The 23697-nt window shown below is 58.8% G+C and carries 21 protein-coding genes; 9 read left to right on the top strand and 12 right to left on the bottom strand.

Annotated elements, in window-relative coordinates:
* Nucleotides 1-22: 22 nt before the first annotated feature.
* The 5 genes from Q0936_RS18400 to Q0936_RS18420 all read left to right on the top strand — a co-directional run bounded on the left by Q0936_RS18400 (nucleotide 23) and on the right by Q0936_RS18420 (nucleotide 4192).
* Nucleotides 23-2212, top strand: a complete 2190-nt coding sequence (locus Q0936_RS18400; protein WP_299298125.1) for a hypothetical protein — start codon at nucleotides 23-25, stop codon at nucleotides 2210-2212.
* Nucleotides 2213-2214: 2 nt separating this feature from the next.
* Complete coding sequence (locus tag Q0936_RS18405) at nucleotides 2215-2628, top strand: phage tail protein (protein ID WP_299298127.1); 414 nt, start codon at nucleotides 2215-2217, stop codon at nucleotides 2626-2628.
* A gap of 7 nt (nucleotides 2629-2635) precedes the next feature.
* On the top strand, nucleotides 2636-2815 hold the full coding sequence (locus tag Q0936_RS18410; RefSeq protein WP_299298129.1) for a tail protein X: 180 nt from the start codon (nucleotides 2636-2638) through the stop codon (nucleotides 2813-2815).
* Nucleotides 2806-3813 (top strand): contractile injection system protein, VgrG/Pvc8 family, encoded by a 1008-nt coding sequence (locus Q0936_RS18415; RefSeq protein ID WP_299298131.1) that lies wholly within the window; start codon nucleotides 2806-2808, stop codon nucleotides 3811-3813. Before Q0936_RS18410 ends, Q0936_RS18415 begins: the two co-directional genes overlap by 10 nt.
* Before the next feature lie 67 nt (nucleotides 3814-3880).
* Nucleotides 3881-4192 (top strand): hypothetical protein, encoded by a 312-nt coding sequence (locus Q0936_RS18420; protein WP_299298133.1) that lies wholly within the window; start codon nucleotides 3881-3883, stop codon nucleotides 4190-4192.
* A gap of 170 nt (nucleotides 4193-4362) precedes the next feature.
* Here the strand turns inward: Q0936_RS18420 and Q0936_RS18425 are convergent, their stop codons facing one another.
* Nucleotides 4363-4803 (bottom strand): ion channel, encoded by a 441-nt coding sequence (locus tag Q0936_RS18425; protein WP_299298135.1) that lies wholly within the window; start codon nucleotides 4801-4803, stop codon nucleotides 4363-4365.
* 72 nt (nucleotides 4804-4875) lie between these two features.
* On the opposite strand from Q0936_RS18425, the gene Q0936_RS18430 reads away from it, so the two are divergent.
* From Q0936_RS18430 to gltS, 3 genes are read left to right on the top strand one after another with little or no spacing between them, the layout of a single operon-like run.
* The gene (locus Q0936_RS18430) at nucleotides 4876-6123 is read left to right on the top strand and encodes an efflux RND transporter periplasmic adaptor subunit (RefSeq protein WP_299298137.1); all 1248 of its coding nucleotides are present in this window, start codon (nucleotides 4876-4878) and stop codon (nucleotides 6121-6123) included.
* Between the two features lie 4 nt (nucleotides 6124-6127).
* Nucleotides 6128-9181 carry an efflux RND transporter permease subunit gene (locus Q0936_RS18435; protein WP_299298139.1) on the top strand — a complete coding sequence of 1018 codons (3054 nt, stop codon included), beginning with the start codon at nucleotides 6128-6130 and terminating at the stop codon, nucleotides 9179-9181.
* 30 nt (nucleotides 9182-9211) lie between these two features.
* The gene (gltS, locus tag Q0936_RS18440; protein ID WP_299298141.1) at nucleotides 9212-10417 is read left to right on the top strand and encodes a sodium/glutamate symporter; all 1206 of its coding nucleotides are present in this window, start codon (nucleotides 9212-9214) and stop codon (nucleotides 10415-10417) included.
* A gap of 151 nt (nucleotides 10418-10568) precedes the next feature.
* Here the strand turns inward: gltS and Q0936_RS18445 are convergent, their stop codons facing one another.
* From Q0936_RS18445 to Q0936_RS18495, 11 genes are all read right to left on the bottom strand, one after another.
* Nucleotides 10569-11765: a site-specific integrase gene (locus Q0936_RS18445; protein WP_299298143.1), complete on the bottom strand. Its 1197-nt coding sequence runs from the start codon at nucleotides 11763-11765 to the stop codon at nucleotides 10569-10571.
* Between the two features lie 578 nt (nucleotides 11766-12343).
* A complete protein-coding gene (locus Q0936_RS18450) occupies nucleotides 12344-12799 on the bottom strand; it encodes a CoxG family protein (protein ID WP_299298146.1) in 456 nt (151 codons plus the stop codon).
* Nucleotides 12800-12902: 103 nt separating this feature from the next.
* Nucleotides 12903-13511 (bottom strand): nucleotidyltransferase family protein, encoded by a 609-nt coding sequence (locus tag Q0936_RS18455; RefSeq protein WP_299298148.1) that lies wholly within the window; start codon nucleotides 13509-13511, stop codon nucleotides 12903-12905.
* Nucleotides 13504-14283, bottom strand: coding sequence for an XdhC family protein (locus Q0936_RS18460; protein ID WP_299298150.1), 780 nt, complete (start codon nucleotides 14281-14283; stop codon nucleotides 13504-13506). The genes Q0936_RS18455 and Q0936_RS18460 overlap by 8 nt, the downstream gene beginning before the upstream one ends.
* Nucleotides 14280-15461 carry a VWA domain-containing protein gene (locus Q0936_RS18465; RefSeq protein ID WP_299298152.1) on the bottom strand — a complete coding sequence of 394 codons (1182 nt, stop codon included), beginning with the start codon at nucleotides 15459-15461 and terminating at the stop codon, nucleotides 14280-14282. The genes Q0936_RS18460 and Q0936_RS18465 overlap by 4 nt, the downstream gene beginning before the upstream one ends.
* The gene (locus Q0936_RS18470; RefSeq protein WP_299298167.1) at nucleotides 15458-16333 is read right to left on the bottom strand and encodes a MoxR family ATPase; all 876 of its coding nucleotides are present in this window, start codon (nucleotides 16331-16333) and stop codon (nucleotides 15458-15460) included. Before Q0936_RS18470 ends, Q0936_RS18465 begins: the two co-directional genes overlap by 4 nt.
* Nucleotides 16334-16377: 44 nt before the next feature.
* Entirely contained in the window at nucleotides 16378-18804 is a 2427-nt protein-coding gene (locus Q0936_RS18475) for an aerobic carbon-monoxide dehydrogenase large subunit (RefSeq protein ID WP_299298154.1), read from the bottom strand.
* Complete coding sequence (locus tag Q0936_RS18480; RefSeq protein WP_299146280.1) at nucleotides 18801-19295, bottom strand: (2Fe-2S)-binding protein; 495 nt, start codon at nucleotides 19293-19295, stop codon at nucleotides 18801-18803. Before Q0936_RS18480 ends, Q0936_RS18475 begins: the two co-directional genes overlap by 4 nt.
* Before the next feature lie 11 nt (nucleotides 19296-19306).
* A complete protein-coding gene (locus Q0936_RS18485; RefSeq protein ID WP_299298156.1) occupies nucleotides 19307-20161 on the bottom strand; it encodes a xanthine dehydrogenase family protein subunit M in 855 nt (284 codons plus the stop codon).
* Between the two features lie 115 nt (nucleotides 20162-20276).
* Nucleotides 20277-21389, bottom strand: a complete 1113-nt coding sequence (locus Q0936_RS18490; protein WP_299298158.1) for an MHYT domain-containing protein — start codon at nucleotides 21387-21389, stop codon at nucleotides 20277-20279.
* A gap of 268 nt (nucleotides 21390-21657) precedes the next feature.
* The gene (locus tag Q0936_RS18495; protein WP_299298160.1) at nucleotides 21658-22542 is read right to left on the bottom strand and encodes a LysR family transcriptional regulator; all 885 of its coding nucleotides are present in this window, start codon (nucleotides 22540-22542) and stop codon (nucleotides 21658-21660) included.
* Between the two features lie 87 nt (nucleotides 22543-22629).
* Between Q0936_RS18495 and Q0936_RS18500 the strand changes: the two genes are divergently transcribed.
* Nucleotides 22630-23628 carry a TAXI family TRAP transporter solute-binding subunit gene (locus Q0936_RS18500; RefSeq protein WP_299298162.1) on the top strand — a complete coding sequence of 333 codons (999 nt, stop codon included), beginning with the start codon at nucleotides 22630-22632 and terminating at the stop codon, nucleotides 23626-23628.
* Nucleotides 23629-23697 lie beyond the last annotated feature (69 nt).

Raw genomic sequence — 23697 nt, forward strand, 5'->3', positions numbered from 1 at the left:
CCAAGCCCTCGAAAGAACGCTCATGAGCACCAAGAACCAACGCCTTAACGCCACCATCACGATCGGGTCTGTGCTCGAGGCATCGGTGAAGCGCAACGTCGGCTTTCTCAAAACCGGGCTGAGCGAGGTCGGAAAGTCGATCAAGGAGGTCGAGCGCCGCCAGAAAGAGCTCGACCGACAGCGTCACATTCTGCGCCGCCAAGGCCAATCGGTGGAGCACCTCGATCGCGAGTATGAGAAGCTCGAGCGTACTCTGCGTGATCTGCAGCGCGCTCAGGAGCGCTACAATCGCGCCGCCGCCGCGTCGCGGCGTGTGGGCGCGTCCTTCGGGTCCATGGTGTCTGACATTGGGCGCAATTCCCGCCGCCTTGCCATTGGCGCAACATTGGCCGGTGGTGCCATCTTCGGAGTTGCATCATCCACCGCTCAGCTCGGCGACGACGTCGCCAAGACAGCGGACAAGCTGGGCATCGGCATCGAGGAGCTGCAAGAGCTTCGGTATGCCGCAGAGCGGTCTGGTGTTGCGACTTCACAGTTTGACACTGCCCTCGAGAAGATGACCAAGAATATCGGCCTCGCGCTCGAGGGCACTGGCGCGCAGAAGGACGCTCTCGACGCCTTAGGGCTGTCTGCCGAGGATCTCGCAACGATGCTGCCCGAGGAGGCGTTGGCGGTCAGTGCTGATCGTTTGCAGTCAGTCGAAACCCAAGCCGAAAAGGCCGCGATCGCCAACGATGTGTTTGGGCGGTCTGGTATTGGGATGTTGAACATGCTCCGCGATGGCTCGCGCGGGCTGCAGCAGCTCCGCGAAGATGCGCGGCGTACCGGTTACGTGCTCTCCGAAGAGGCCGCTCGGGATGCGGAGGTGTTTCAGGACACGCTTCTCGACACCCAGCTCACGTTGAAGGGGCTGAAGAACACGGTCGGCGCCGAGCTCATGCCGGTTGTGACCAAGTCAATGAAGCGCATTGGTGACGCTCTGATCGGTAACCGCAAAGACGTCGCGGCTTGGGCGGAGGCTTTCGCGGATGGTGTCGAGCGCGCTTTGCCCATCATCGGGTCTGTCGTCGAGGGCATGGGCTCCATCGCGCGGAACGTGGGCTCCGTGACGTCGCAGGTCGCGGAATTGGTCGGGGGCTGGGAAAACTTCGGCAAGATCATCGGGACCGTCCTGGTCGCGAACACCGTCAGAAAGGTCGGAGCGTTCGCTCTGTCAGTTGGAAGACTTGGAACGGCCATGTGGGCGCTCGCAGGAGCTGGCCCGTTCGTCGCTGGTGCAATCAAGGCTATCGGCGTGGCCATCGCGGCGAACCCCATTGGGGCTGTGCTCACTGCAATCGCGGTCGGTGCGACCCTGATCATCGCCAATTGGGAAAAAGTAAAGCCTGTGGTCGAGCCTATCCTTCAGTGGTTCGGGGACAAGCTGGTCTGGCTTTGGAACAACGCGGGCAAGCCCCTGATCGACGGCCTCAAGAGAGGAGCCGACGGAATCGCGCGTGCTTGGTCCGCAACATCCGAAGCGCTCATGCCGATCTTGACCTCGATCGGGGACGGGTTCACGCGCCTCTATGAGCTGGTCAAGCCCGTGATCGACGCTTTGAAGTGGATCGTCGACAAAGGCGGTGCTGCCGTTGGGACAGTGGTTGATCGGTTCCGGGCGGGGGGCGCTGTCGCTCCATCGAGCAACTCAGCTCTTGGCCCGCGGGGCGGTAGCGCCATGGTGCGCCCGCAGGCAAACGCGCTGGGCGGACCGTTCCACCCTGGTTGGCATCTCACCGGAGAGTTGGGGCCAGAGCTCAAGTTCGAGAACCGTTCCGGCTACGTCGCGAACAACCGCGCCCTGCGACAGCTCGCCGGATACGCCGATCGAGTCGGTTCGCTGATGCAGCGCTCTAATACGATTCCGCGAAGCGCGGGCGCCGTGATGGATCGTGCCTCCCGGCTCATGTCAGCCCGAAACAGCGCGCCTGCACGGCAGCAAAGGGCCGCTGCAGCAATGGCATCGCGTGTGGATGCACTGATCGCTCCTGCGTCAGCTCAGGCGCCCGCGGCGACCACCGCCGCTCCGGTGACACAGCACATCACCTACACGATCAATGCACCCGGCGCCTCTGCCGCAGAAGTCATCCGGCTGATCGAGCGCAAGAGCCGCCAAGCCGCAAACAACGGCCTCTTCGATCGCACGCCTACAACTGGACCTTACGGGAGGTAGTCATGGCCGAGGTGATGATGCAGCTTGGGTTTTTCCAGTTCTCGATCGACGATGCCGCCTACCAGCGCCTGAACCGCTCGACGGAATACCGCTGGGCACGGCAGGCCAGGATCGGCACCAACGACGCCTTGCAGTTTACCGGCCTCGGCCCCGACACGATCGAGCTCGAGGGCGTGATCTACCCCCATTTCCGGGGTGGCCTGAAGCAGGTCGACAAGATGCGTACTCAAGCGAGCCTTGGCCTTCCCCTGCCACTGGTCTCCGGGATCGGCAAGGTTCTGGGCCTATGGGTGGTCGAGGCGATCAGCGAAGGCCAAGAGATCATGGCCGCGCAGGGCGTGCCCTACAAACAAGAGTTCACAATGAGGATGGCGAAGTATGACGGCGGGCTCCGATCTCTTCTACGTTTCTTCTGAAGGCGACATGCTCGACCAAGTGATCGCCGCACACTACGGCGACACCAATGGCGGCAAGGTCGATGCCGTTCTGGCCGCAAATCCCGGCCTGGCGGGGCTGGGCGTCGTGCTCGAGCCGGGTGTGCGGATCCTGTTGCCCGACCTGAGCGAGGCACAGCCTGCGGAGACAGAGCAGCTATGGGGGTGACGGACTTCCGACCGCTTGTGCGCGTGCGGATTGACGGCCAACTCGTCTCAGGCTTCCTGTTCTCGCAGCTCACCTCTGTACGTGTGACCGACACCGCTGGGCTCATGTCCGACACAGCCGAGCTGACCTTCGCCAATGCCTCAGCCATCCAGCGGTTTGCGATGCCCGAGCCGGGCGCAGAGGTTGAGATCGAACTCGGGTATCTCGGCGAGTTCAAGCACATGGGCGTGTACATCGCTGACGAGGTCGAAGAGAGCTCGCCGCCGCGCCAGATCAGCGTGTCATGCCGTGCAAAGTCGCAAGGCAGCACTGAGAGCGGGTATGCCCCAATCCACCAGCAAAAAACGCGGTCGTGGGACGAGGGCCTTACGCTCGAACAGATCGTAAAAACAGTTGCAGGCGACAACGGATTGGAACCGGCGATCACGGACGCTGCCGCCTCAATCGTTCCGGGGCATATCGATCAGATCGACGAGAGTGACTTGGCCATGCTCACGCGGATCGCCGTGACGCATGACCTGGTTGCCAAGCCCGCGGGCGGTACACTGTTCGTCGGCAAAAAGGCCGACGGGATCAAGGCGTCTGGTGAAGCCACACCGACAGTTCGGGTCCTTGAGACGGATGTTTCGCGCTGGGCGATGCGTCGTAGCCAAGGCGAAGCTACGGGCTCCGTGATTGCGACCTACCGGGATCTGGGGCAGGGGGCCGACATCGAGGTCCAGGTCGGCGAGGGCGAGCCCATCCGGCGGCTGCGCCAACGCTTTCGATCAGAGGCCGAGGCCGCGGCCGCGGCCAGTGCGGAGGCCCGTCGATCAGGACGGATGCAGGAGGCCTTCGAGCTCGAGATGCCGGGCGATCCGAGCATTGTGGCCGAGGGTAAGATCGAGCCGATCGGGTTCAGCTCGGCTTGTTCTGGCACCTGGTTGGTCGAGACGGCCAACCACGAGGTTTCCGTGGGCGCCTATGTGACGTTGGTTCAAGCGACCCGGCCCGAGTGAGGGAACCGCCAGAGGGTTTTGCCGACGCACTCCCTCAAAACGGGTACATCCAAGCTGAAGAGTAGCCATGACAAAACCAATCTTCGATACCCGCGTAAGCCTCGGAAACCTCATTCACATCGGCATTCTTGTCGGCACAGTCGTGGTTGGCGCCACCGTGGCGTTAGGAACGATAGAGCGCCTCGAGGTCCAAATCGGGGACATGGAAGAGGATGTTTCCGGTTTCGATGACCGTTTACGCGCCGTTGAAACCACCACTGCCATGCAGGGGCAGGACTTCAAAGCCATGAGCGGTGCGCTGGGCAAGCTCGAGGCCCAGCTCGTCGAGAACAACCGTTTGCTGCGTCAGCTTTTGTCGCAACAGGGGTCCGCACACTAAGCGATCGATGCAGAAAACTTGCCCGATGGCTCTTTTCCGAACGGGACTCCATACCGTCGCGAGAACAAAAAGGAGCCGTGATCAACGGCGGCTGTGCGGACCTTGCTGCCGTTCGGGCTTCTATTTTGGATGACTGCTGTGTCTTGACTGCTGCCATTGGCCTGACCACTTCAGTGTTCGCTAAATCTGTCGGGTAGAACCTTTGACAAAACGCCGATCAAAAACGCGGTGCTGATCCCGAATGTCAGCAAGCCGGTGATTGCGCAAAACGTAGCGACGATGCGTGCCCCTTCGCCCAAAACGATGTCGCCGTATCCAAGTGTCGTGTAAGTGACTGTGGTGAAATAAAAACTTGTCCCGAAATCTGGAAGATCGGAAATCAGCATAAACACCGCGGCCCAGGTCCAGATTTGGACGGTATGCGCTGCGAGGATGACGCCCAGCGTCAGCAGCAGGAATACGATGACCCGGCGAAGGGGATGTCTGTCATCTGGCACAGAGCCAGCTACAGATTTGAAAAGTGGCAGGCTCAGCGCGACCGCGAGAACATGGATGACAGCGCTGGAGGCAAGAAGGCCAGAGCCTAAGAGAATTTGTTGAAGGTTGCTCACGCGTTCGCTTTCAAATTTCCATGAATTCTTGCAGTGTTACCGTAGGTTGATCCAATTCAGGGGGCAGAGTCTATGAGGTCGATACGCAGTGTGGTGGGTTTTGCGTTCATGTCTTTGGTTTGCGCAACGGCGAGCGTTGCACAGGACCAAGTCATTCGACCGGCGAAAGTGGCTGATATTACCGCAAGTGAGACCACGATTTCGCGGCGGTATCCGGCGTCTGTGTTACCTTCGCGCGAAATTGAATTGTCCTTCAAAGTCTCTGGTCAGGTCATTGATCTCCCTGTCCGTGCAGCAAGCAACGTTCAGGCGGGCGATGTCATCGCGCAAATAGACCGGCGCGATTACGAAAATCAGCTTGCTGCTTTGCAAAGCCAACGGGATCAAGCCGCAGCCCAACTGGAGGCTTTGAAAGCCGGGGCCCGTCCAGAAGAAATCATTGCGCTGGAAGCAGCTGTTGAGTCTGCGCAGGCACAGGCGGACCAAGCGCGAGAGGCTTTAACCCGCGCTGCGACGCTGCTTGAACGCGGCGTCGCGACGCGGGCCCAACTAGAGGCGGCGCAAGCAGAGTCTCGTGTTGCCGACGCAAATCTGCTGTCGCAGCAAGAGCAATTGCGGATTGGCCAAGCAGGAGGACGACCAGAAGACATCGCAGCTTCCGAGGCAGCCATTCGCGGGATCGATGCACAGATCAAGGTGGCACAAGACGCTCTATCAGATACGACGCTTGTGGCCCCGTTCGATGGGATCGTTGCGCGGCGTGACATTGAGAACTTTTCGAATGTTCAGGCAGGTCAGAGCATCGTCCTATTGCAGGGACTCGATGTAGTTCATCTTGCTTTCGACATTCCGGGGCCTGACATCACCCAACTGACCCGCAACGGTCCAGACGCAATTGCAAACACGGCGTTTTTTGACGCGCTGCCCGGGCGGGAATTTCCAGCCGATGTTGTCGAATTCTCGGTTCAGGCGGATAGTGCCACGCAAACCTACCGTGGGCGGGTGGCCGTCGAAGTGCCAGAAGGCGCAGTGATCCTGCCCGGCATGGTTGCCAATGTGGTTTCGTCAACGGCGGGCGCAGACGCTCAGGTGTTCGCCCCGTTGTCCGCTATTGCTGCAAAACCAAACGGGGACCCCTTTGTCTGGCTTGTGGATGATGACGGAATGGTCTCGGAACAAGCCGTAAAACTTGGCGAGGCAAAAGGTGCAAATGTCGTCGTGACGGATGGCCTGTCTGAGGGTGACGTTGTTGTCGCTGCAGGTGTGAGCGAAATCATCGACGGGACGACCGTTCGCCCCATCCGTCAGGTTGGGAACTAAGGCAATGGATCTCGCTCGTTTCGCTCTTGAAAAGCGGCTGATCTCATATGTCGCGACATTTCTGATCTTGGTTGCGGGCTACTTTGCCTACACCGTTTTGCCCCGTTTTGAGGACCCTGAGTTCGTCATACGCCAGGCTCAAATTGTGACCCCATATCCCGGCGCATCGGCAGAAGAGGTGGTCGAGGAGGTTACCGAAGTCGTTGAGAATGCGCTGCAGCAACTTCAAGGTGTCAAAGAAGTGCGTTCGGTGTCATCACCGGGCATCAGCACCGTAACGGTCGAATTCACGATCGCTTCGACCCCGGATCATCCGGAGTTGAAACAGAAATTCTCTGAAATGCGCTCAAAGATTTTGGATTCGCAAGCCCAACTGCCACCAAATGCGCTGGCAAGTCAGGTCTTCGACGATTTCGGAGACGTCTATGCGCAGTACTACGCGATTGTTGGCGAAGGGTTTTCGATCTCGGACCTCTACGAATACGCCAAAGACCTTCAGCGTGAGTTGGTGACCGTTGAAGGTGTTTCAAAGATCGTGTTGAACGGGGTGCAGGAAGAAGTCATTTATGTCGAGTACTCACCGGCCAGCCTGACTGAATTGGGCCTTGCACCGTCACAGATCCAGCAATTGCTGGAAGGACAGAACCTTGTGACGCCCGCAGGGTCCGTGTTGGCAGGGTCGGCCCGCCTGTTGGTGCGTCCAGAAAGTGCGGTGGGATCCATTGATGCCATTGAGGCTTTGTTGATCACGAACGCTCAAACGGGGACGTCGTTCCGACTGGGCGATATCGCAACGATCTATCGCGGGCTGAAAGAGCCAGCGTCGTCCTTACTTTACCGTGACGGACAACAAGCCATCGGCCTCGGCATATCAAACACCTTGGGCGGCAACGTCGTGAACATGGCGGCGGCTGTGGATGCCCGCATTGCCGAACTTGAGAGCGAGCGGCCCATCGGCATCAACGTGCTGCCCATTTCTGATCAAGGCGCAAGCGTAAAAGCATCCGTTGACGATTTCGTCGTCAACGTGGCGGTGGCTTTGGCAATCGTTGTTGGCACATTGCTGGTTTTCATGGGCTTGCGCTCTGGCATTCTGATGGGGGGCATCCTGCTTGTTACGGTCGCAGGAACACTTTTTGGGATGTACCTTTATGGCCTCGATATGCAGCGTATCTCGCTCGGGGCATTGATCATCGCGCTGGGGATGTTGGTCGACAATGCCATCGTGGTGGTCGAAGGCACGCTGGTCCGGGTGCAGCGGGGCGAGGACGCATCGGAGGCGTCGCGCGCAGTTGTCAAACAAACGATGTGGCCGCTTCTTGGCGGCACAGTGGTTGGTATCTTGGCCTTTTCGCCCATCGGATTTTCACCAGACAACACCGGTGAATATGCGGGCAGCCTGTTCTGGACCATTGCCATTGCACTCTTGTTTTCGTGGCTGATCGCGATTTGGCTGACACCGTATTACTGCACCGTTTTACTCAAGGCGGGTAAAGACATTGGCGACAAGCCAGAGAATGTCATGTTGCGCGGCTACCGCCGTTTGCTTGCTTTTGCCATCAGGGTGCGGTGGCTGACGGTTGGGTTGGTCGTCGCCTTGTTTGCGTCGGCCATAGCGATGTTCAGCGCTGTGCCTGCGGGGTTTTTCCCATCCTCCACACGGGCGCAGTTTGTAATTGATTATTTCCTACCGCAGGGCACGGACATCACTCGTACGGAAAGCGATATTCTGGAAATCGCCGAATTTGCACGCGGGCTTGAAGGCGTCACAGGAACCAACACCGTTGTTGGCGGCGGGCATCTGCGTTTCATGCTGATCTACGAATCCGAAAACAACAACGCGGCTTACGGCCAAGTGCTGGTGGATGTGGAGGACTTCTCCGTCATTGAGGGACTACGCGCAACGCTGCAGACGCACATTGATGAGGCGTATCCGGATTCCAATGCCAAGGTGTGGAAGTTCGTTCTTGGGCCAGGCGGTGGTTCCAAGGTCGAGGCACGCTTTGTCGGCCCCGACGCAGCCGTGCTTCGCGACCTGGCAGGCCAAGCCAAAACAGTTATGTCGGACGCAGGCGCGGTTGCGGTAAAGGAGGATTGGCGCGAACAGTTGCAAGTTGTCCGGCCTGTCATTGACACAGAGAATGCGCGCAGGCTTGGCCTCACCCAAGGCGAGATCTCCAACGCGATCTATGGCCATCTCACCGGCACCACACTGGGCGTCTACCGAGAGGGCGATGAGCTGCGCAATGTCATAATGCGCCCGGTGGAATCCGCGCGAAACGACGTGGCCGAGTTGCGTGATATCCAGGTTTTTAGCGCTGCCACAGGCGGCTACATTCCCATCAGTCAGGTTGTCGACCGATTTGACATTGTGTTCGAGGCTGGAAACCTGCGGCGCGTTGACCGTGCGCTGACCATTACGGCGCAGTCAGACAATGCGCCTGGCGTTCTGTCCGGGGACTTGTTCGACGCGGTGAAAGACCCCATCGAAGCCATCGATTTGCCGCCGGGCTACAGTTTTGAATGGAAGGGAGAGTTCGGCAACAGCGCGGAGGCGAATGCTGGCCTTGCATCAACCATGCCAATTGGTTTTGGTGCGATGTTCTTTGTCGTGCTGTTCCTGTTCAACGCGTGGCGTCAGACCATCATCATCTGGCTCGTTGTGCCCTTGGCCCTGATTGGTGTGATCTACGGCCTTGCTGGGACGCAGACACCGCTGGAGTTTATGGCAATCCTTGGTGTTCTGTCCTTGACCGGCATGCTGATCAAAAACGCTATCGTTCTAATTGACGAAACAGACAGTCAGATCGAAGCGGGCAAAGCGCGCATGTCTGCGGTGGTCGATGCCGCCGTCAGCCGGGTGCGGCCAGTGTCGCTGGGGGTCTTGACCACAGTACTTGGGGTCGTGCCGCTTCTGTGGGACCCGTTCTTTGCGTCCCTCGCGGTCGTCATCATTTGCGGTCTCAGCTTCGCGACGATCCTAACGCTCATCATCGTGCCAACGCTTTATTCGATCTTCTTCAATGTAAAACAGAGCGAGGCAGATGCGCCTGCTTGACCTCGCGCGTTCGGACAAAGGCTTGGCACGATGACGGATATCATCGTGCCCGCCTTCGTATCTGTCACGCTCGGGTTCATTGTTTTCTTCCTAGGCGTGTTCCTCACCCGCAAGGTTTCCTTTCTAGGTGACTACAACATTCCCGAGCCTGTCTCCGGTGGCCTTACTGTTGCGCTACTAACGTGGGCGTTTTTCGCCTTCACCGGCACACAAATCACATTTGACCTGGAAGTCCGCGACTATCTTCTGGTCGTGTTTTTTGCGACCATTGGTTTGAACGCGCGGATCGCTGACTTGTTTCACGGCGGACGGTTGCTGGTATTATTGCTCGTCTTGACTTTGCTTTTCATGGTCTTGCAGAATTTGGTTGGCCTGGCTGTAACTATCTTTGGACTTCCGGCTGCCACATCCGTTCTGGTGGGGTCGGCCTCACTTATTGGTGGTCATGGCACCGCCATTGCCTGGGGGCCGCAAATTGAGGAATTGAGCGGCTTTGGAGCAGCACCTGAAATGGGCATTGCGGCTGCCACTTTGGGTCTGATCATGGCTGCCGTTCTGGGTGGTCCGATCGCAAAGCGCCTGATCGATCGCAACAACTTGCAAAGCGACCAAGAAGAAGCGCCCATTGTTGGCCTGGAGTTTGACGATGAAGAAAACCCGGACGATTTGATCAATCATGTCAGTCTGATGCGGGGGATGTTGGCGGTGCACGTCGCAATCCTTGTCGGGTACTTTTTGCACCAGGCTATTCTTGAAGCAGGGTTGGAACTGCCTCTTTTCGTGCCGTGCCTTTTGGTTGGTATCGCCATGTCGAACAGCATCCCATATCTGTTTCCCCGGATCACATGGCCTGCGCGCACGAAGTCCCTTGCCGTGATATCAGATTACTGTCTGTCCGTTTTTCTTGCGATGTCGCTTATGAGTTTGCAGTTGTGGACGTTGGCGGATTTGGGTGGGCCAATCTTGATTATTCTTGGGCTGCAGGCGGTAATGACCGTTGCCTTCATTATGTTTGTGTTTTTCCGCTTGATGGGCCGCAACTATCAGGGCGCTGTGTTGTGTGCAGGCTTTGCCGGTTTCACCCTCGGCGCAACACCTACCGCAATTGCGAACATGTCATCAGTCACCAAACGCTATGGTCCGGCCCCTTTGGCTTTCATCGTGTTGCCGCTTGTGTCCGCCTTCTTTGTCGATCTGGCGAATGCGATCATAATCCAAATGTTTGTTGGTCTTTGAGAGACGCCCAACCAAAGATCCGCTCTCGTTTGCAATTCTGACGTTGGAAGAACTTGCAGCATCTGTGGTTTGGGCTCGATGCAGACCTTGGGTTGAACGTCGATCTAACCTGGCGTCGGGTCGACACAAAGGAGCGTCTTTAGGTGCATGATCAGCGCGTGATGTTCACCACATTGCCCTTCGCGCCGGTGACATGATCCGCCCACTGCTCCAAGACGATCCGACGTCGCTCGAGTAGGTCAGATCGCGCATATGCTCGCTCCACCTTGTTGCCGACCGTGTGGCCGAGGACGGTTTCGGCGACCTCCCATGAGCAGGCGTCTACATCCTGTGTCCATGTCCTGAAGCTCGACCGGAACCCGTGAGGGCGTCCAGGCTCTTCCATGCGGTCGAGGATGACCTCGAGGCCGCGAGAGCCGATGGCACGGCCTGTGTGGCCGGGAAATAGGAGCCCATTGAAGAACTCCGATCTCGCCTTGATCAGCGCCTGAGCTGGTGTGGACAGTGGCACCCTGAAATCGGTGACCTTCCCAACCCGGCCCTTGATGCGTTCGGCGGGCACCGTCCACAAGCCCTCGTCGAACTCGGATTCATGTGCGCCCGCGCAGCCATCGAGGCGCACAAGCGTCAGGATCATCAGCCGCAGGCAATCCCCGCCCGTGGTATCCGGCAGCCGCTGGTAAAGGTCGGGTATCTCCTGCCAGGGTGTTGAAGGGGTGGGGGTGGTCACGTGGTTAACCGCCCCAAGCATTCGCTTCGCCTTTTCCATGTCCAGCGGGTCGCAAGGCAGGTCCATAAACTGGCCCTCTTGCAGGACGATCTTTGTTCGCTGATATGCCTTCTCCGCCGTTGGCCATTTCGTGTGCCAGATCGGCTTGAATGCATCGTGTAGAATATCCGGGTTCAGCTCGGACAAGCGGCGTTGGCCCATCTGTGGGAAAAGATGGGTCTCGAAAGGGGACAGCCAACGACCGCGCCGACCTTGACCTCGCAGCGTTGCCTTGCGGGCTTCAAACACCCTCAACGTCCAATCCTCGAATGTCGGATCCAACCGGTCCCGCTCTGCGGTCTGGTCGGCATTATCTTGTTTCCGAACGTCGATTGGATCCCGGCCAGAAGACAGCACATCCCGCCACCGGTTCCGCGCCTTTCGCGCCTCGGCCAGCGATACAGACGGCCATGAGCCCAGGCCCATTTCTCGCCTCTTCCCGAGGTGTGAAAAGCGGTACACCCACCGTCCACCACCCTCTTCTTTGACCAGTGTGAGCCCCCCGCCATCGAACATTTTGCCGGGTTCGGCGTTTTTGATAGCGACCTGCGTGAGTTTGTTTTCTGTCCGATTTGACACTCTATCCCCCAATTTATCCCCCAATGGATGGCGGGATGTCCTGTCCTGACATGTCCCGCTATGTCCCAAACGTCGGGGATTTCTGTTTTAGATTAGTGCGTTAGTGTCTGGGTATGTCAACGCATGTCTTTAGTGTGAGGTGCGTCTCGGCCGCACCATTCCGATCTGGCCTACCGCGCCGAGCGCTACTTGAAGCCGGTTTCGGTTCGAGGTTTCCCCTCTCACTTGCACCAGAATATTCGGAATTTAGACAGATGATTGCTATTCGTCACTGACTTGTTCTGGTGGTTTGGTGCCCAGATTTCAAATGCGAGAACTTACCCTCAGGCGCTGCATCGGCACAAACTGGTGCAGATGCAACGAGACGGCCATCGACCGAATAGTGGCACCACGCCCCGCAAGTACGAGCCGGTGACGTGGTGTGTTCTCAAACGCTTTGGAAGATAGCGCAGGCCTGTTGCTGGCAGAGCATCTTAACTTTAACGGCAACGTCCGACAAGCATAGAAGCCTGCCTCAGTGTGCAAGCTCCGCCGCCCTTGTGAGAATTTCTGCCGCACGCTCTGCGTATGTCAGGTCATCAGGCGGCAACATCTTCGTTAACGACGTCCGCAAAGGACTTGAAGAATTTCCCAGCAAGTTTCTTGGCCGTGCTCTGGATCAAACGGCTGCCAAGTTGCGCGAGCTTTCCGCCGATATTGGCTTTGGCCTCATAGCGCAGAATTGTTGTGTCCGGTCCGTCTGCAGTCAGCGTCACGTCTGCGCCACCTTTGGCGTGCCCTGCCGCTCCGCCATTCCCTTGCCCCGTCAGAGAAAACGCATTAGGCGCACCTGCCGTATCAAGTTGTACATCGCCACTGAACCTTGCCTTTACCGGGCCGACTTTCAGCACAACCTTGGCCTCGAGTTCGGTGTCAGAGTGTTTGATCAGCTCTTCGCAACCCGGAATGCACTGTTGCAAGACTTCGGGATCGTTGAGAGCTGCGTAGACCCGATCTTTGGGTGCGTTGATGATGATTTCGTCCGAGAGTTCCATGGTAGGTCCTTTGATTAGCAACAGGGGAATCTGATGTTTTCAGCTTGTTCGGGTGTCAGTGCCAACTTGCGGCACACACGTTTTGTCCATCGCCTGAGCGCCTTCATTCTGCTTCCTCCGATGGGTCAGCCGTCAGCGCGCGATAGGCGTCGGGTGTGTCTATGTCCGCGTAGAAGCCCGGCGATGGCAAAGCGTGGAACTGAACATGTTCCGGGTGCACACGGGTAAAGGTCTTGCAGCCCGGCGATCTCGGGTCGGCCAGTAAACGGTCGCGCAGCGTGCCGGGGACTAGGATCGGATTGCCGCGCTGTTCGTTCAGTAAAGGTATCGAAATGCGCGACGTCTCAGCAGCCTTTTGTGCGTCGAGCAGGTCTTGCAGGTCGCGTTTTGTGAGGGTGGGTTGATCGCCCAGCCCGATAAGGATCCGACCAGCCTGCGGCACAGCACGCAGCCCGCAGGCGACGGAGGTTTGCTGGCCATCCGCAAAAGTGGCGTTGTGCGCGATTTCAACGTCGCAGCCATCCAGTGACGCCTCGACCAGATCGGCCTTATGCCCGGTGACCACGACGACAGGCCCGTCCACGACCGCTAGGTAGGTGGATACCACGTGCCGGATCATCGGCACGCCGCCTACGGGCAACAGCAACTTGTTGCGCTTGCCCATGCGGCGCGACAGCCCGGCGGCCAAAATGATCGCGGCCACGTCAGGCATTGGTTTGCTTCACCGCAGCGCGGCGCTCTTGGACAAGTTGCGCGAGTATGGAAAGCGCGATTTCTTCGGGTGTGACGGCCCCGAGGTCCAGTCCTGCCGGGGCCTGCACCTGATCCACTTTGGTTTGCGCCACGCCTGCCGCAATCAGCTTGTCCGCGAGGGCCGCGTACTTCTTGCGGCTACCCACAAACGCCACATAACCGGGATTGGTCGCCAGTGCGGTCTTTAAGGCATCAAGGTCGCCCTGTCCTTGCGTGGCAATGACCACAAATTGCTGCGGATGCGGCTTTGCTTCGGCAATCCCCTCTGTGACTGACCAATGAAACTGTGGTGCCAACGCGCTCAGCGCCTGCGCCACGGGCGAGGCCCCCATGACCACCAGTTGAGGCGTCGGAATACAGGGTTCGATAAAGATATCCACTGTGCCGCGAGACGGGCAGCCGTTCCGGGCAAAGCGCGTGCCATCCACCTCGTCGCCGGGCATCACGCCCTTTACTGCCAGCAGGTCTTCAGGCGCGACCGACACCAGTTGCGGCACACCGTTCTTCAGCGCCTCAAGGGCGGCACGTTTGACTGCACCGCGTGTGCATCTGCCACCCAGCCACCCTTGCAGGATGGTGCCATCGGCGCTGAGCAACGCCTTGGCCCCCGGTTTGGCGGCCGTGGCGCCTGCTGTGCGCACGATGGTGGCAAAGGCAAAGGGTTCGTCGCGCGCGCGCAATTCCTGCGCGGCTTCGGCCAGATCGGTGGACAAGACTTCGGTCGGGGTCATAGCGGTGCCAGCTCCTGTTCCAGTGCCGCCAGATCCGCGAGCGTGTTTGCCGCCTTGAACGCATCAAGGTGGGGCAGGGCGGCGGCCATCCCGGCGGCAACCGGCGCATAGTCGGTCCAGCCTTTCAGCGGGTTGAGCCAGATGACTTTGCAGCCGCGTTTGCGCAGCTTGCTCAGCGCCTGAGCGATGATCAACGGGTCAGCGGTGTCGTACCCATCCGACAGGATCATCACCACGCTGCGCCCATCGACAAACCGTTTGGCATAAGTGTCGGCAAAGCGCATCAGGGACGGTCCGATCCTTGATCCGCCCCCAAACCCGTCCGCCATCAGCGACATGCGCCCGATTGCACGCATCGCGTCCTTGTCCCGCAGGGCTTCGGTGATGCGCACAAGGCGGGTGTGAAACAGGTAGGCATCCGCGGCGGTGTCCGCGCGCATCAACCCGGCGAGAAAAGCCAGAAACACCTGCGCATAGACGCTCATCGACCCCGACACATCGCACAGCGCCACAATTTTGCGGGTCCGGTCGGGGCGTTTCTTGCGCACCAGCCGCAGCGGCTCGCCCCCGGTGGCAAGGCTGTGGCGGATGGTCTTGCGGAAATGTAGCTGATCGCCCTTGCGCGCCGCGATCCGGCGGCGCGAGCCTGTGTCGCGCAGGGCTGCTCCGATACGACGCGCGACCTCTTCGGCGGCCGCGATCTCTTCGGGGCGGACAAGATCACGCAGATCGCGGCGGTTCAGGTTGCGCTGCTGTGTTGCAATCAACTTGCCCGTGCCGTCACTGTCTGCATCGCCATCCCCGGCATCCGGCGCCGTCACAGACCCCGAGGCCCCGGCGTCCTGCCCCTTTGCATCGCGCGAGGAATGTACATCATCGCTTGCTGGCGATTTGAGCGTCGGCACCACCTTTTGGCGCACGCGGCCCATATCCATCCAATAGCTGTCAAACAGGTCGTCGAACCGCGCCGCCTCTTCCTTGCAACCCGTGCAGACCGCCCGCAACGCGCGGCGGCTGTCATCGGGGTGGATAGCGTTGAGTGCGGCCAATGCAGACATGGCCACGTCCGCTTCGGCCACGCCAAGGCGCAATCCGTTGTCGCGCAGATGCGCGATGAACCCGGCCACCCGTGCTGACGGGCCGGGATCGCGGCCTGCGAATTTGGTCACACGGCTCATGCGGCGCGCCCGGCGATGCGTCCGGCAATTTCCGGTGTGATCTGTGCCTGATCGCTTTTGGTTTTCAGCAATGTCGTCAGCGTGGATTGCAACACCGCCGGGTCGGCAGTCAGATCCGCGATGCTCAACCCCATAAGGGCTGCCGCGAAGTCCAGCATCTCGGCGATGCCGGGGACTTTTTCCAAATCCTCTTCGCGCAGCTTTTGGACAAAGCCCACGATTTGATCGGCAAGGCGGGCTTCTACTTCCGGGCTGCGCGCCTTGAGGATGGCCAGTTCTGTCGCCCGGTCGGGATAATCGACGTAGGTGTATAAACAGCGACGGCGCAGCGCGTCAGACAGGTCGCGGGTGCCGTTCGATGTCAGGATTACGATGGGCCGTGTGGTGGCGGTGATGGTGCCAAGTTCGGGGATGGACACCTGAAAGTCAGACAGGATTTCAAGCAGGTACGCTTCGAACTCTTCGTCGGCGCGATCAATTTCGTCGATCAGCAGAACCGGTGGTGTCGCTTGGGAAATCGCGGCCAGCAACGGGCGTTCCAGCAGGAAGTCACGGGAAAATATCCGGTCCTCTACGGCTTTGCCTGTCTCGCCATGTTCGGCGGCGGCGCGGATGGTCAAAAGCTGGCGCTGGTAGTTCCATTCATAGATGGCCTGCGCCGCATCCAACCCCTCGTAGCACTGCAGGCGGATCAAGCGGGTGTCGCGCGCATGCGCCAAAGCGCGCGCAACTTCCGTCTTGCCGACACCCGCGGCCCCTTCCAACAACAAGGGGCGGCCCAGCGACAGGGCAAGGTGCAAGGCAACTGCCAGATCGTCAGAGGCGACATAGCCTTCGCCCGCGAGCGTGGTTTTCAGATCAGTCCAAGTCATCATGTGCTCCGTCGGGCGGGGATGATCCCCGCCCTACCATTGCGTTAGCCGTGCAGGCCCAGATCATTGGCGGTTTTCCAGATCCGCCAATGGTCATGGGGCATGTTGGTGTGCATGTTGCCAAACGGGCGGAACGCATCCTGCACCGCGTTCGAGAAGCAAGGCACACCGCCAACATGCGGGCTTTCGCCGACACCTTTGGCCCCGATGGGGTGATGCGGGCTGGGGGTCACGGTGAAGTCGGTTTCGTAGTTCGGCACTTCCCACGCGGTTGGCAGGAAGAAGTCCATCAACGTACCGGTCTTGCAGTTGCCCATGTCGTCGTAAGCAATCTCTTGCCCTAATGCGACGGCGAGCGCCTCTGTCAAACCACCATGCACCTGACCTTCGATGATCATCGGGTTGATGCGTGTGCCGCAATCGTCCAACGCATAGAAACGGCGGATGTCCGGGACACCAGTGTCAACGTCAATGTCCATCACGCAAACATAGGCCCCAAAGGGGTAAGTCATGTTCGGCGGATCGTAGTAGCTGACGGCTTCCAAGCCCGGTTCAATCCCCGGAATGGCCTGATTGTAGGCGGCAAAGGCGATTTCCTTCATCGTCTTGAACTTCTCAGGTGCGCCCTTGACCACAAAGCGGTCGACGTCGAACTCGACGTCATCGTCGTGGACCTCAAGCAGGTAGGCCGCGATCATCTGCGCCTTGGCACGGATCTTGCGTCCCGCCATGGCGGTCGCCGCCCCGGCCACGGGCGTGGAGCGTGAGCCATAGGTGCCCAGACCATACGGCGCCGTGTCGGTATCCCCTTCTTCGATGGTGATGCTGTCTGCGGGCAGGCCAATCTCGGAGGCGAGGATTTGTGCAAAAGTCGTCGCGTGCCCTTGCCCTTGGGAGATCGTGCCAAGCCGTGCAATCGCGGACCCGGTCGGGTGTATGCGGATTTCGCAGCTGTCGAACATCCCGAGGCCGAGGATATCGCAGTTCTTGACCGGTCCAGCGCCCACGATCTCTGTAAAGAACGACAGACCAATCCCCATCAACTTCCGGGTCTTGCCGGCCTTGAAGTCCTCGACACGTTGGGCCTGTTCGGCGCGCAACCCGTCATAGTCGACGGCCTTGAGCGCCTTGTCCCAAGCCGTGTGGTAGTCACCAGAGTCGTATTCCCAACCAAGGGCGGCTGTGTAGGGGAATTGCTCCTTTTTGATGAAGTTGATGCGGCGCAGCTCGGCCGCGTCCATGTCCAACTTGATCGCCAGAACCTCGATCATGCGTTCGATGAAATACACCGCTTCGGTCACCCGGAACGAACAACGGTAACTGACGCCGCCCGGCGCTTTGTTGGTATAGACGCCGTCGACCTCTAGGTACGCGGTCGGGATGTCATAGGAACCAGTGCAGATGTTCATGAACCCGGCTGGGAATTTGGTGGGGTCCGCACAGGCGTCAAAGCCGCCGTGGTCCGCTGTCACATGGCAATGCAGGCCAGTGATCTTGCCTTCGGGCGTGGCACTGATTTTGCCCTTCATCCAGTAGTCGCGGGCAAAGGCGGTGGTCATCAGATTGTCCATCCGGTCCTCAATCCATTTGACCGGCTTGCCCGTCACGATAGAGGCCACGACCGAGCAGACATAGCCGGGATAGGCCCCAACCTTGTTGCCAAACCCGCCGCCGATGTCCGGGGAAATCACGCGGATATTGTGCTCTTCCAAACCTGAGATAAGCGAAACGATGGTCCGAATGGCGTGTGGTGCCTGGAACGTGCCCCAAAGCGTCAGCTTGCCGTTCACCTTGTCCATGGATGCCACGCAACCACATGTCTCAAGCGGACACGGGTGCGTGCGGTGATAGTACATGGATTCTTCGGCCACGACGTCGGCATTGGCGATCACCTCCTCTGTCGGCTCCTTGTCACCGGCGTCCCAGGTAAAGATGTGATTGGGGTGCTTGCGCGGCCCATGGGCGCCGTCCGTGGCCTTGCCGTTTTCGTCTACGGTGTCCTCACGCAGGACGACATCGGATTTCAGCGCCTCAAACGGGTCGACCAGCACAGGCAGCTCTTCGTATTCGACTTCGACCAGCTCGATGCCATCCGCAGCGGCATAGCGGTCTTCGGCGACGACAAAGGCGACCTCTTGCCCTTGGAACAGCACTTTGCCATCGGCCAGAACCATCTGTTTGTCGCCCGCAAGTGTCGGCATCCAATGCAGGCCCAACGGTTCAAGATCAGCGGCAGTCAGGACAGCCAGAACACCGGGGACCTCAAGGGCCGCGGCGGTATCAATGCTCTTGATCCGCGCATGGGCGTAAGGTGAGCGGACAAAATCGCCGAACAGCATGCCATCGAGCTTTACGTCGTCGACATAGTTGCCTTTGCCTTGGGTAAACCGGGCGTCTTCAACGCGCTTGCGCGAGCAGCCCATGCCCTTGAGGTTATCAACCCGTTCTTCGCGTGTGACTTCGTCTTTCATTCCGCGGCCTCCTTGGCTGCATTCATTTCAGCGGCCGCGGCCTGAATGGATTTCACGATGTTCTGGTAGCCCGTGCAGCGGCAGATATTGCCCGCCATGCCAAACCGGATGTCTTCTTCGGTCGGGTTGGGGTTTTCCTCGAGCAGTTTGGTCGCACGGGTGATCATGCCAGGTGTGCAGTATCCGCACTGAAGCCCGTGATGTTCCTTGAACGCCTCTTGCAGAGGGTGCAGATCGTCCGGCCCACCAATGCCTTCGATGGTTGTTATGTCCTTGCCGTTCGCTTGCGCGACAAACATCGTGCAGGCTTTGACAGACTTGCCGTCAATGGTGACGGTGCAGGCGCCGCAATGGGACGTTTCGCATCCGATGTGCGGCCCCGTGATGTTCAGCCGCTCGCGCAGTGTGTAGATCAGCAGTTCGCGGGGTTCGGCGAGGAATTCCTCTTCCTTCCCGTTCACAGTGATGGCGTAGTGTTGTTTCTTTGACATGGTTGGCCTCCCTATGCCCGCGACCAAGCGCGTTCGATGGCGCGGCGCAAAATGACGCCAGCAACGTGGTTCTTGAATGCGACGGGGCCGCGGTTGTCCTCGGATGGGTCGATGTCGCCCAGCATCGCAGCAACGGCGGCATCCAAGGCCACAGCATCCACAGCCGTGCCGATAAGAGCCGCGCCAGCCGCTTCGGAATAGATCGGCGTATCGCTCAAGTTCGTCATTGCGATCGCGACCGACGAACAGGTCTCCCCGTCCTTCACGATCTGAACCGCAGCGGCAGCGGTCGCGTAGTCGCCGATTTTGCGCTTTTGTTTTTCGTAGGCGTACCCGCCATTGGGCAATGGTATCGTCACGGCCGTCAGCACTTCTTCGTCCTCGCGGGCGGTCATGTAGGCGGCTTCGTAAAAGTCCCTTGCAGGGATATCCCGCTCGCCGTCGGCACCAACGACAGTGAACACTGCATCGAGACACTGCATCAGGCCAGGCATGTCGTTTCCGGGATCTCCATTGGCGACGTTGCCACCCACGGTGCCCATGTAACGCACCTGAGGATCGGCAATCTGAAGTGCGGCCTCTCTCAAAATGGGCGCGACTTTGGCGAGGTCCGCGTGATCAATGATCTCTGCCTGCGTGACGAGCGCACCGATCCGGATACTGTCACTGCTGATTTCAATGTCGGACATGCCGCCCACGTCTTGCAGGTCGATCAAGTGGGGCACATCGGCCATCCGCAGCTTCATCATAGGGATCAGGCTGTGCCCACCCGCCATGACCCGCGCGTCATCTCCGTGTTCTTCAAGAATGGAAAGGACACCGGCCATGTCCTTGGGGCGATAATATTCAAATGCCGCTGGAATCATCGGCGCTCCTCCCTAAAAGCGATTACTCTGGCTGGGGAGAACGACTGCATACGCCTGTATGCGGCGGCACTAGAATATCAATGAAATACTGGTCTTTTGCACGAAATGCACCGGCTCATGCACGAACTGCACCGGCCTGCGACGCCAGAGCATCCTGGATGGCTTTCAACTTGGAACGGCTCACAGGTGCGGGTGGCAAATTCTCACCATCAAAGAGGCACCGACCCTTCTCTTTGGACCGTTCGAACTTTGAGACGTGACTGGGGTTCACGAGATAGCTTCTGTGTGTCTGCAAGAAGCCGTATGGCACAAGGCGCTTCGAAGCCTCTGTCACGGGCCAAACGCAGAACAGTCGCTCATCAGCGGTATAGACCTGCGTGTAGTGCCCATCCGCACGCAAAAAGGAGACGTCTTCGGCACGTATGAACACCTTTCCGCCGTCCCGCTCGCAGGGAATCTGCAAGCTCTCTGGTGTCTGGGGTGCTGTGCTGACGTCTGCATTTTGGGGCGCACCCGGAACGACGAGATAGGTTACACTGACCCACAGGCAGGCACCAAAGATCACAAAGCTGAAAAAGATAACGCCGAGCGCCAGCGTCTCATTGCTCATGGACGGGCCAAAGTCAGAAGTGTTCGGTTCTGCGATAAAATTTGTTCCTGCCATGGCCAGAAAATGCACAGAGCAGACCGCGACTGCAAAGCAAACCGTCCCAAGCAGGATGTTGCGATTGGTGCGCTGCCCATAGGCAATCCAGAATGCCAGCATGCACAGCCCAATCGCCACAGCGGACGACAAGACAACACCCAAGGGCGTGTAGATAGCACGGCAAAATTCCAGTCCAGCCATGCCGATGTAGTGCATGACAAGAATACCAACCCCGACAATACCGCCAGCGGTCAAAATGATCTTTGGCGTACGGTCTGCGAAGTGAAGCAAAATCAGCGCCGCCCCAACAAGCAGGATAGCAGACAGCGCAGACACAAGCGTGATTGCCGCATCGTAATAAAAGAGGATTGGCAGTTTCAGCCCCAGCATTGCCACAAAATGCATGGCCCAGATGCCGCCACCCAACGCGATCGCAGCCAACGCTATGGATGCCTTCTTTTGGAACACCGGCTTCTCAGACAGATCCCGTGTCAACGACAGCCCCGTGAACCCCGCAACAAGAGCGACAACGCAGGACATCGCGATCAAGAAATTGCTGTGATTGACGGTCAGAAATTCCATGGCGCTTAAAATGACCAAGTCTTGGGCACTTTGCAAACACTGGAAAGTGCCGCTTGAAAAAGGCCGTCCCTCAGACGCGATGGAGTTGGCGCATTTGCGTGCGCGGCGTTAGCGTCTACGAAGCAACACGTTGCACGCGAGCGCAAAATACTCATCGTGTGCAACTTGAGGCGGCAATCAACCACACGCACCTTGGCGGAAAAGCAACGCCGGGAGCAATCTCGCCATGCAGTCAGCAGCGTCATCGCGCAAGGTGACCGCTTTGGTCTCACGCAAAGGCCGATAGGAACTTGTCTTCGATTGGATTGATTTGCGACCCGGTGCGCCGGATAGAACCGAGCGGTCTAAGAAACTGCGGATGGTCGAAATCGAGAAACACCAACCTATCTTCGAGGTAAGAGGCGGTTGTGGCTCTGGGCATTGTGGTAATCAGATCAGTTTCGGCGATGATCTCCAGCACGGACCGGATCGAGTCTGCCTCGCACACGATATGCATGGACCGAATGCCCGATGCCATCATCGCCGCTTCGGTTTGCTGACGAAGCAGGCTACCACGCGAATGGGCAAGCCAGACCTGCGCCTCAAGGTCGGGCGCCATTACCCTTTTTCTTGCGGCAAGGGGGTGCTCTGCACGGCACAAAATCCCCACGCGATCATCTATGAGGTGCCGGAATTCTAACCCGGACGCAGGCTCGGCCAAACTCTGCGGTCCAAGGACAAAATCCACCTGACCACGTTCCAGCATCGTGCGCAGTTCGTGGACCAAACCTGTGCGCATCTCGACCACGCAATTCGGATTTTCCCGAATGAATTTGGCCATGGCACTGCTGAGAAACCGGCCCGCAACGATGGGTGGTGCGCCGATACGGAGCTCTCCCACGGCACCTTGGGCGGACTGATCGGCCAAGACGCTGGCTTGTTCTTCGGCCAGCCGAATGGCCTGCCCATTGCGCGACAACCGCAGGCCCAGTGCATTCGGCACAGATTTACGTCCATCGCGGTTAAAGAGAACAGTCCCAAGCCGTTGCTCCAATGTCTTCATGTTCCGGCTTAGCGCAGGCTGCGTCAGGCCCAAACGATCTGCGGCTGTCTGAAAAGACCCTGCCTCAACGATGACCGAGAGTTGTGCCAGATGTTTCGGATCGAGTTTCATAGCAATCCTTTATGTAATGAGGCAATTGTTTAATTAATGCAAATGCAACTGCTCTGCTAGGCTGGCCGCGAATTACGGGAGGATTCTATGTTCAACTTCAGAAAAATCGCGGCGGCGGTCGTGCTCGCCACCATCGCTCCAGCCGTTGCAACGGCGCAGATACACAAGGGTGAAACCGCCGGTGTCGGGGACCCAGTCCATACAATGTTTGTGACCTTTGCCAATCAGGCCAGCAAAGCGGGCGTCGAAATTCAGGTCAACGCGGGCCAGACCCTGACCAAATCTATGCTGAAAGGTGGACGCCAAGAGATCGACTTTTTCTCGACCGTGCCGTCGCTGGTGAACCTGATGAAGGGCCAGAAGCGCATGTATGAAAAAGTCGAAGATGCGCCAGCCGCAGCGGGCGAGCTGCGCTCCATCCTTGGCTTCAAGGCGGGCGCATATCACCCCGTCACGCTGGCGGGATCCGGCATCGAAAGCTGGGAAGACCTGAAAGGCAAAACGATCTTTACCGGCCCACCAGCCGGGTCCGCATCCGCGACCTCCGAGGCGCTGATCAAGATCATCACCGGCTATGAGGCAGGCACCGACTACAATGCTGTCCGCTTGAGCTGGGGCGAAGGCTATGCGGCTTTGGCAGACAACAAAATCGACATGATGGTGCGCCCTGCCGAAATCGGCTCTTCCAAGATCGAGCAGTTCGGCCTGTCCGGCGAATTCCGTGTGCTGTCGATCCCGGAGGAGGTTGTAGGTTCCGAGGCCATGCAAGCACTGTTTGGTCGTCCCGGCCGCGGGATGCTGCAATTCGACGGTGGCGTTTACAAAGGCCAGCTGACGAGTGGCGAAATCACCGCGCTGGGCTTTACCCAGTTTGTGGGGACGCACAGCGGCGTTTCCGATGAGGTGGTCTACAATGCGACCAAAGCGTTCTGGGAGAACCTGGATGAGGTGCACGCGACGGCGTTCTTCCTGAAAGAAGTCACGGCGGAAAGCGCCTTTACCTCCGTCAACGTACCACTGCATCCCGGTGCCGCGAAATACTACGACGAGGCTGGCATCGCCATCCCGGACGCGCTGCGCCCCTAATTGCACAACGTGATGAGAGGGCTGCAACTGTGGCCCTCTTCCCACCTTTCACTGACCTCAAGGTGCTGA

The organism is uncultured Tateyamaria sp. (assembly GCF_947488715.1).
GTDB lineage: Bacteria > Pseudomonadota > Alphaproteobacteria > Rhodobacterales > Rhodobacteraceae > Tateyamaria.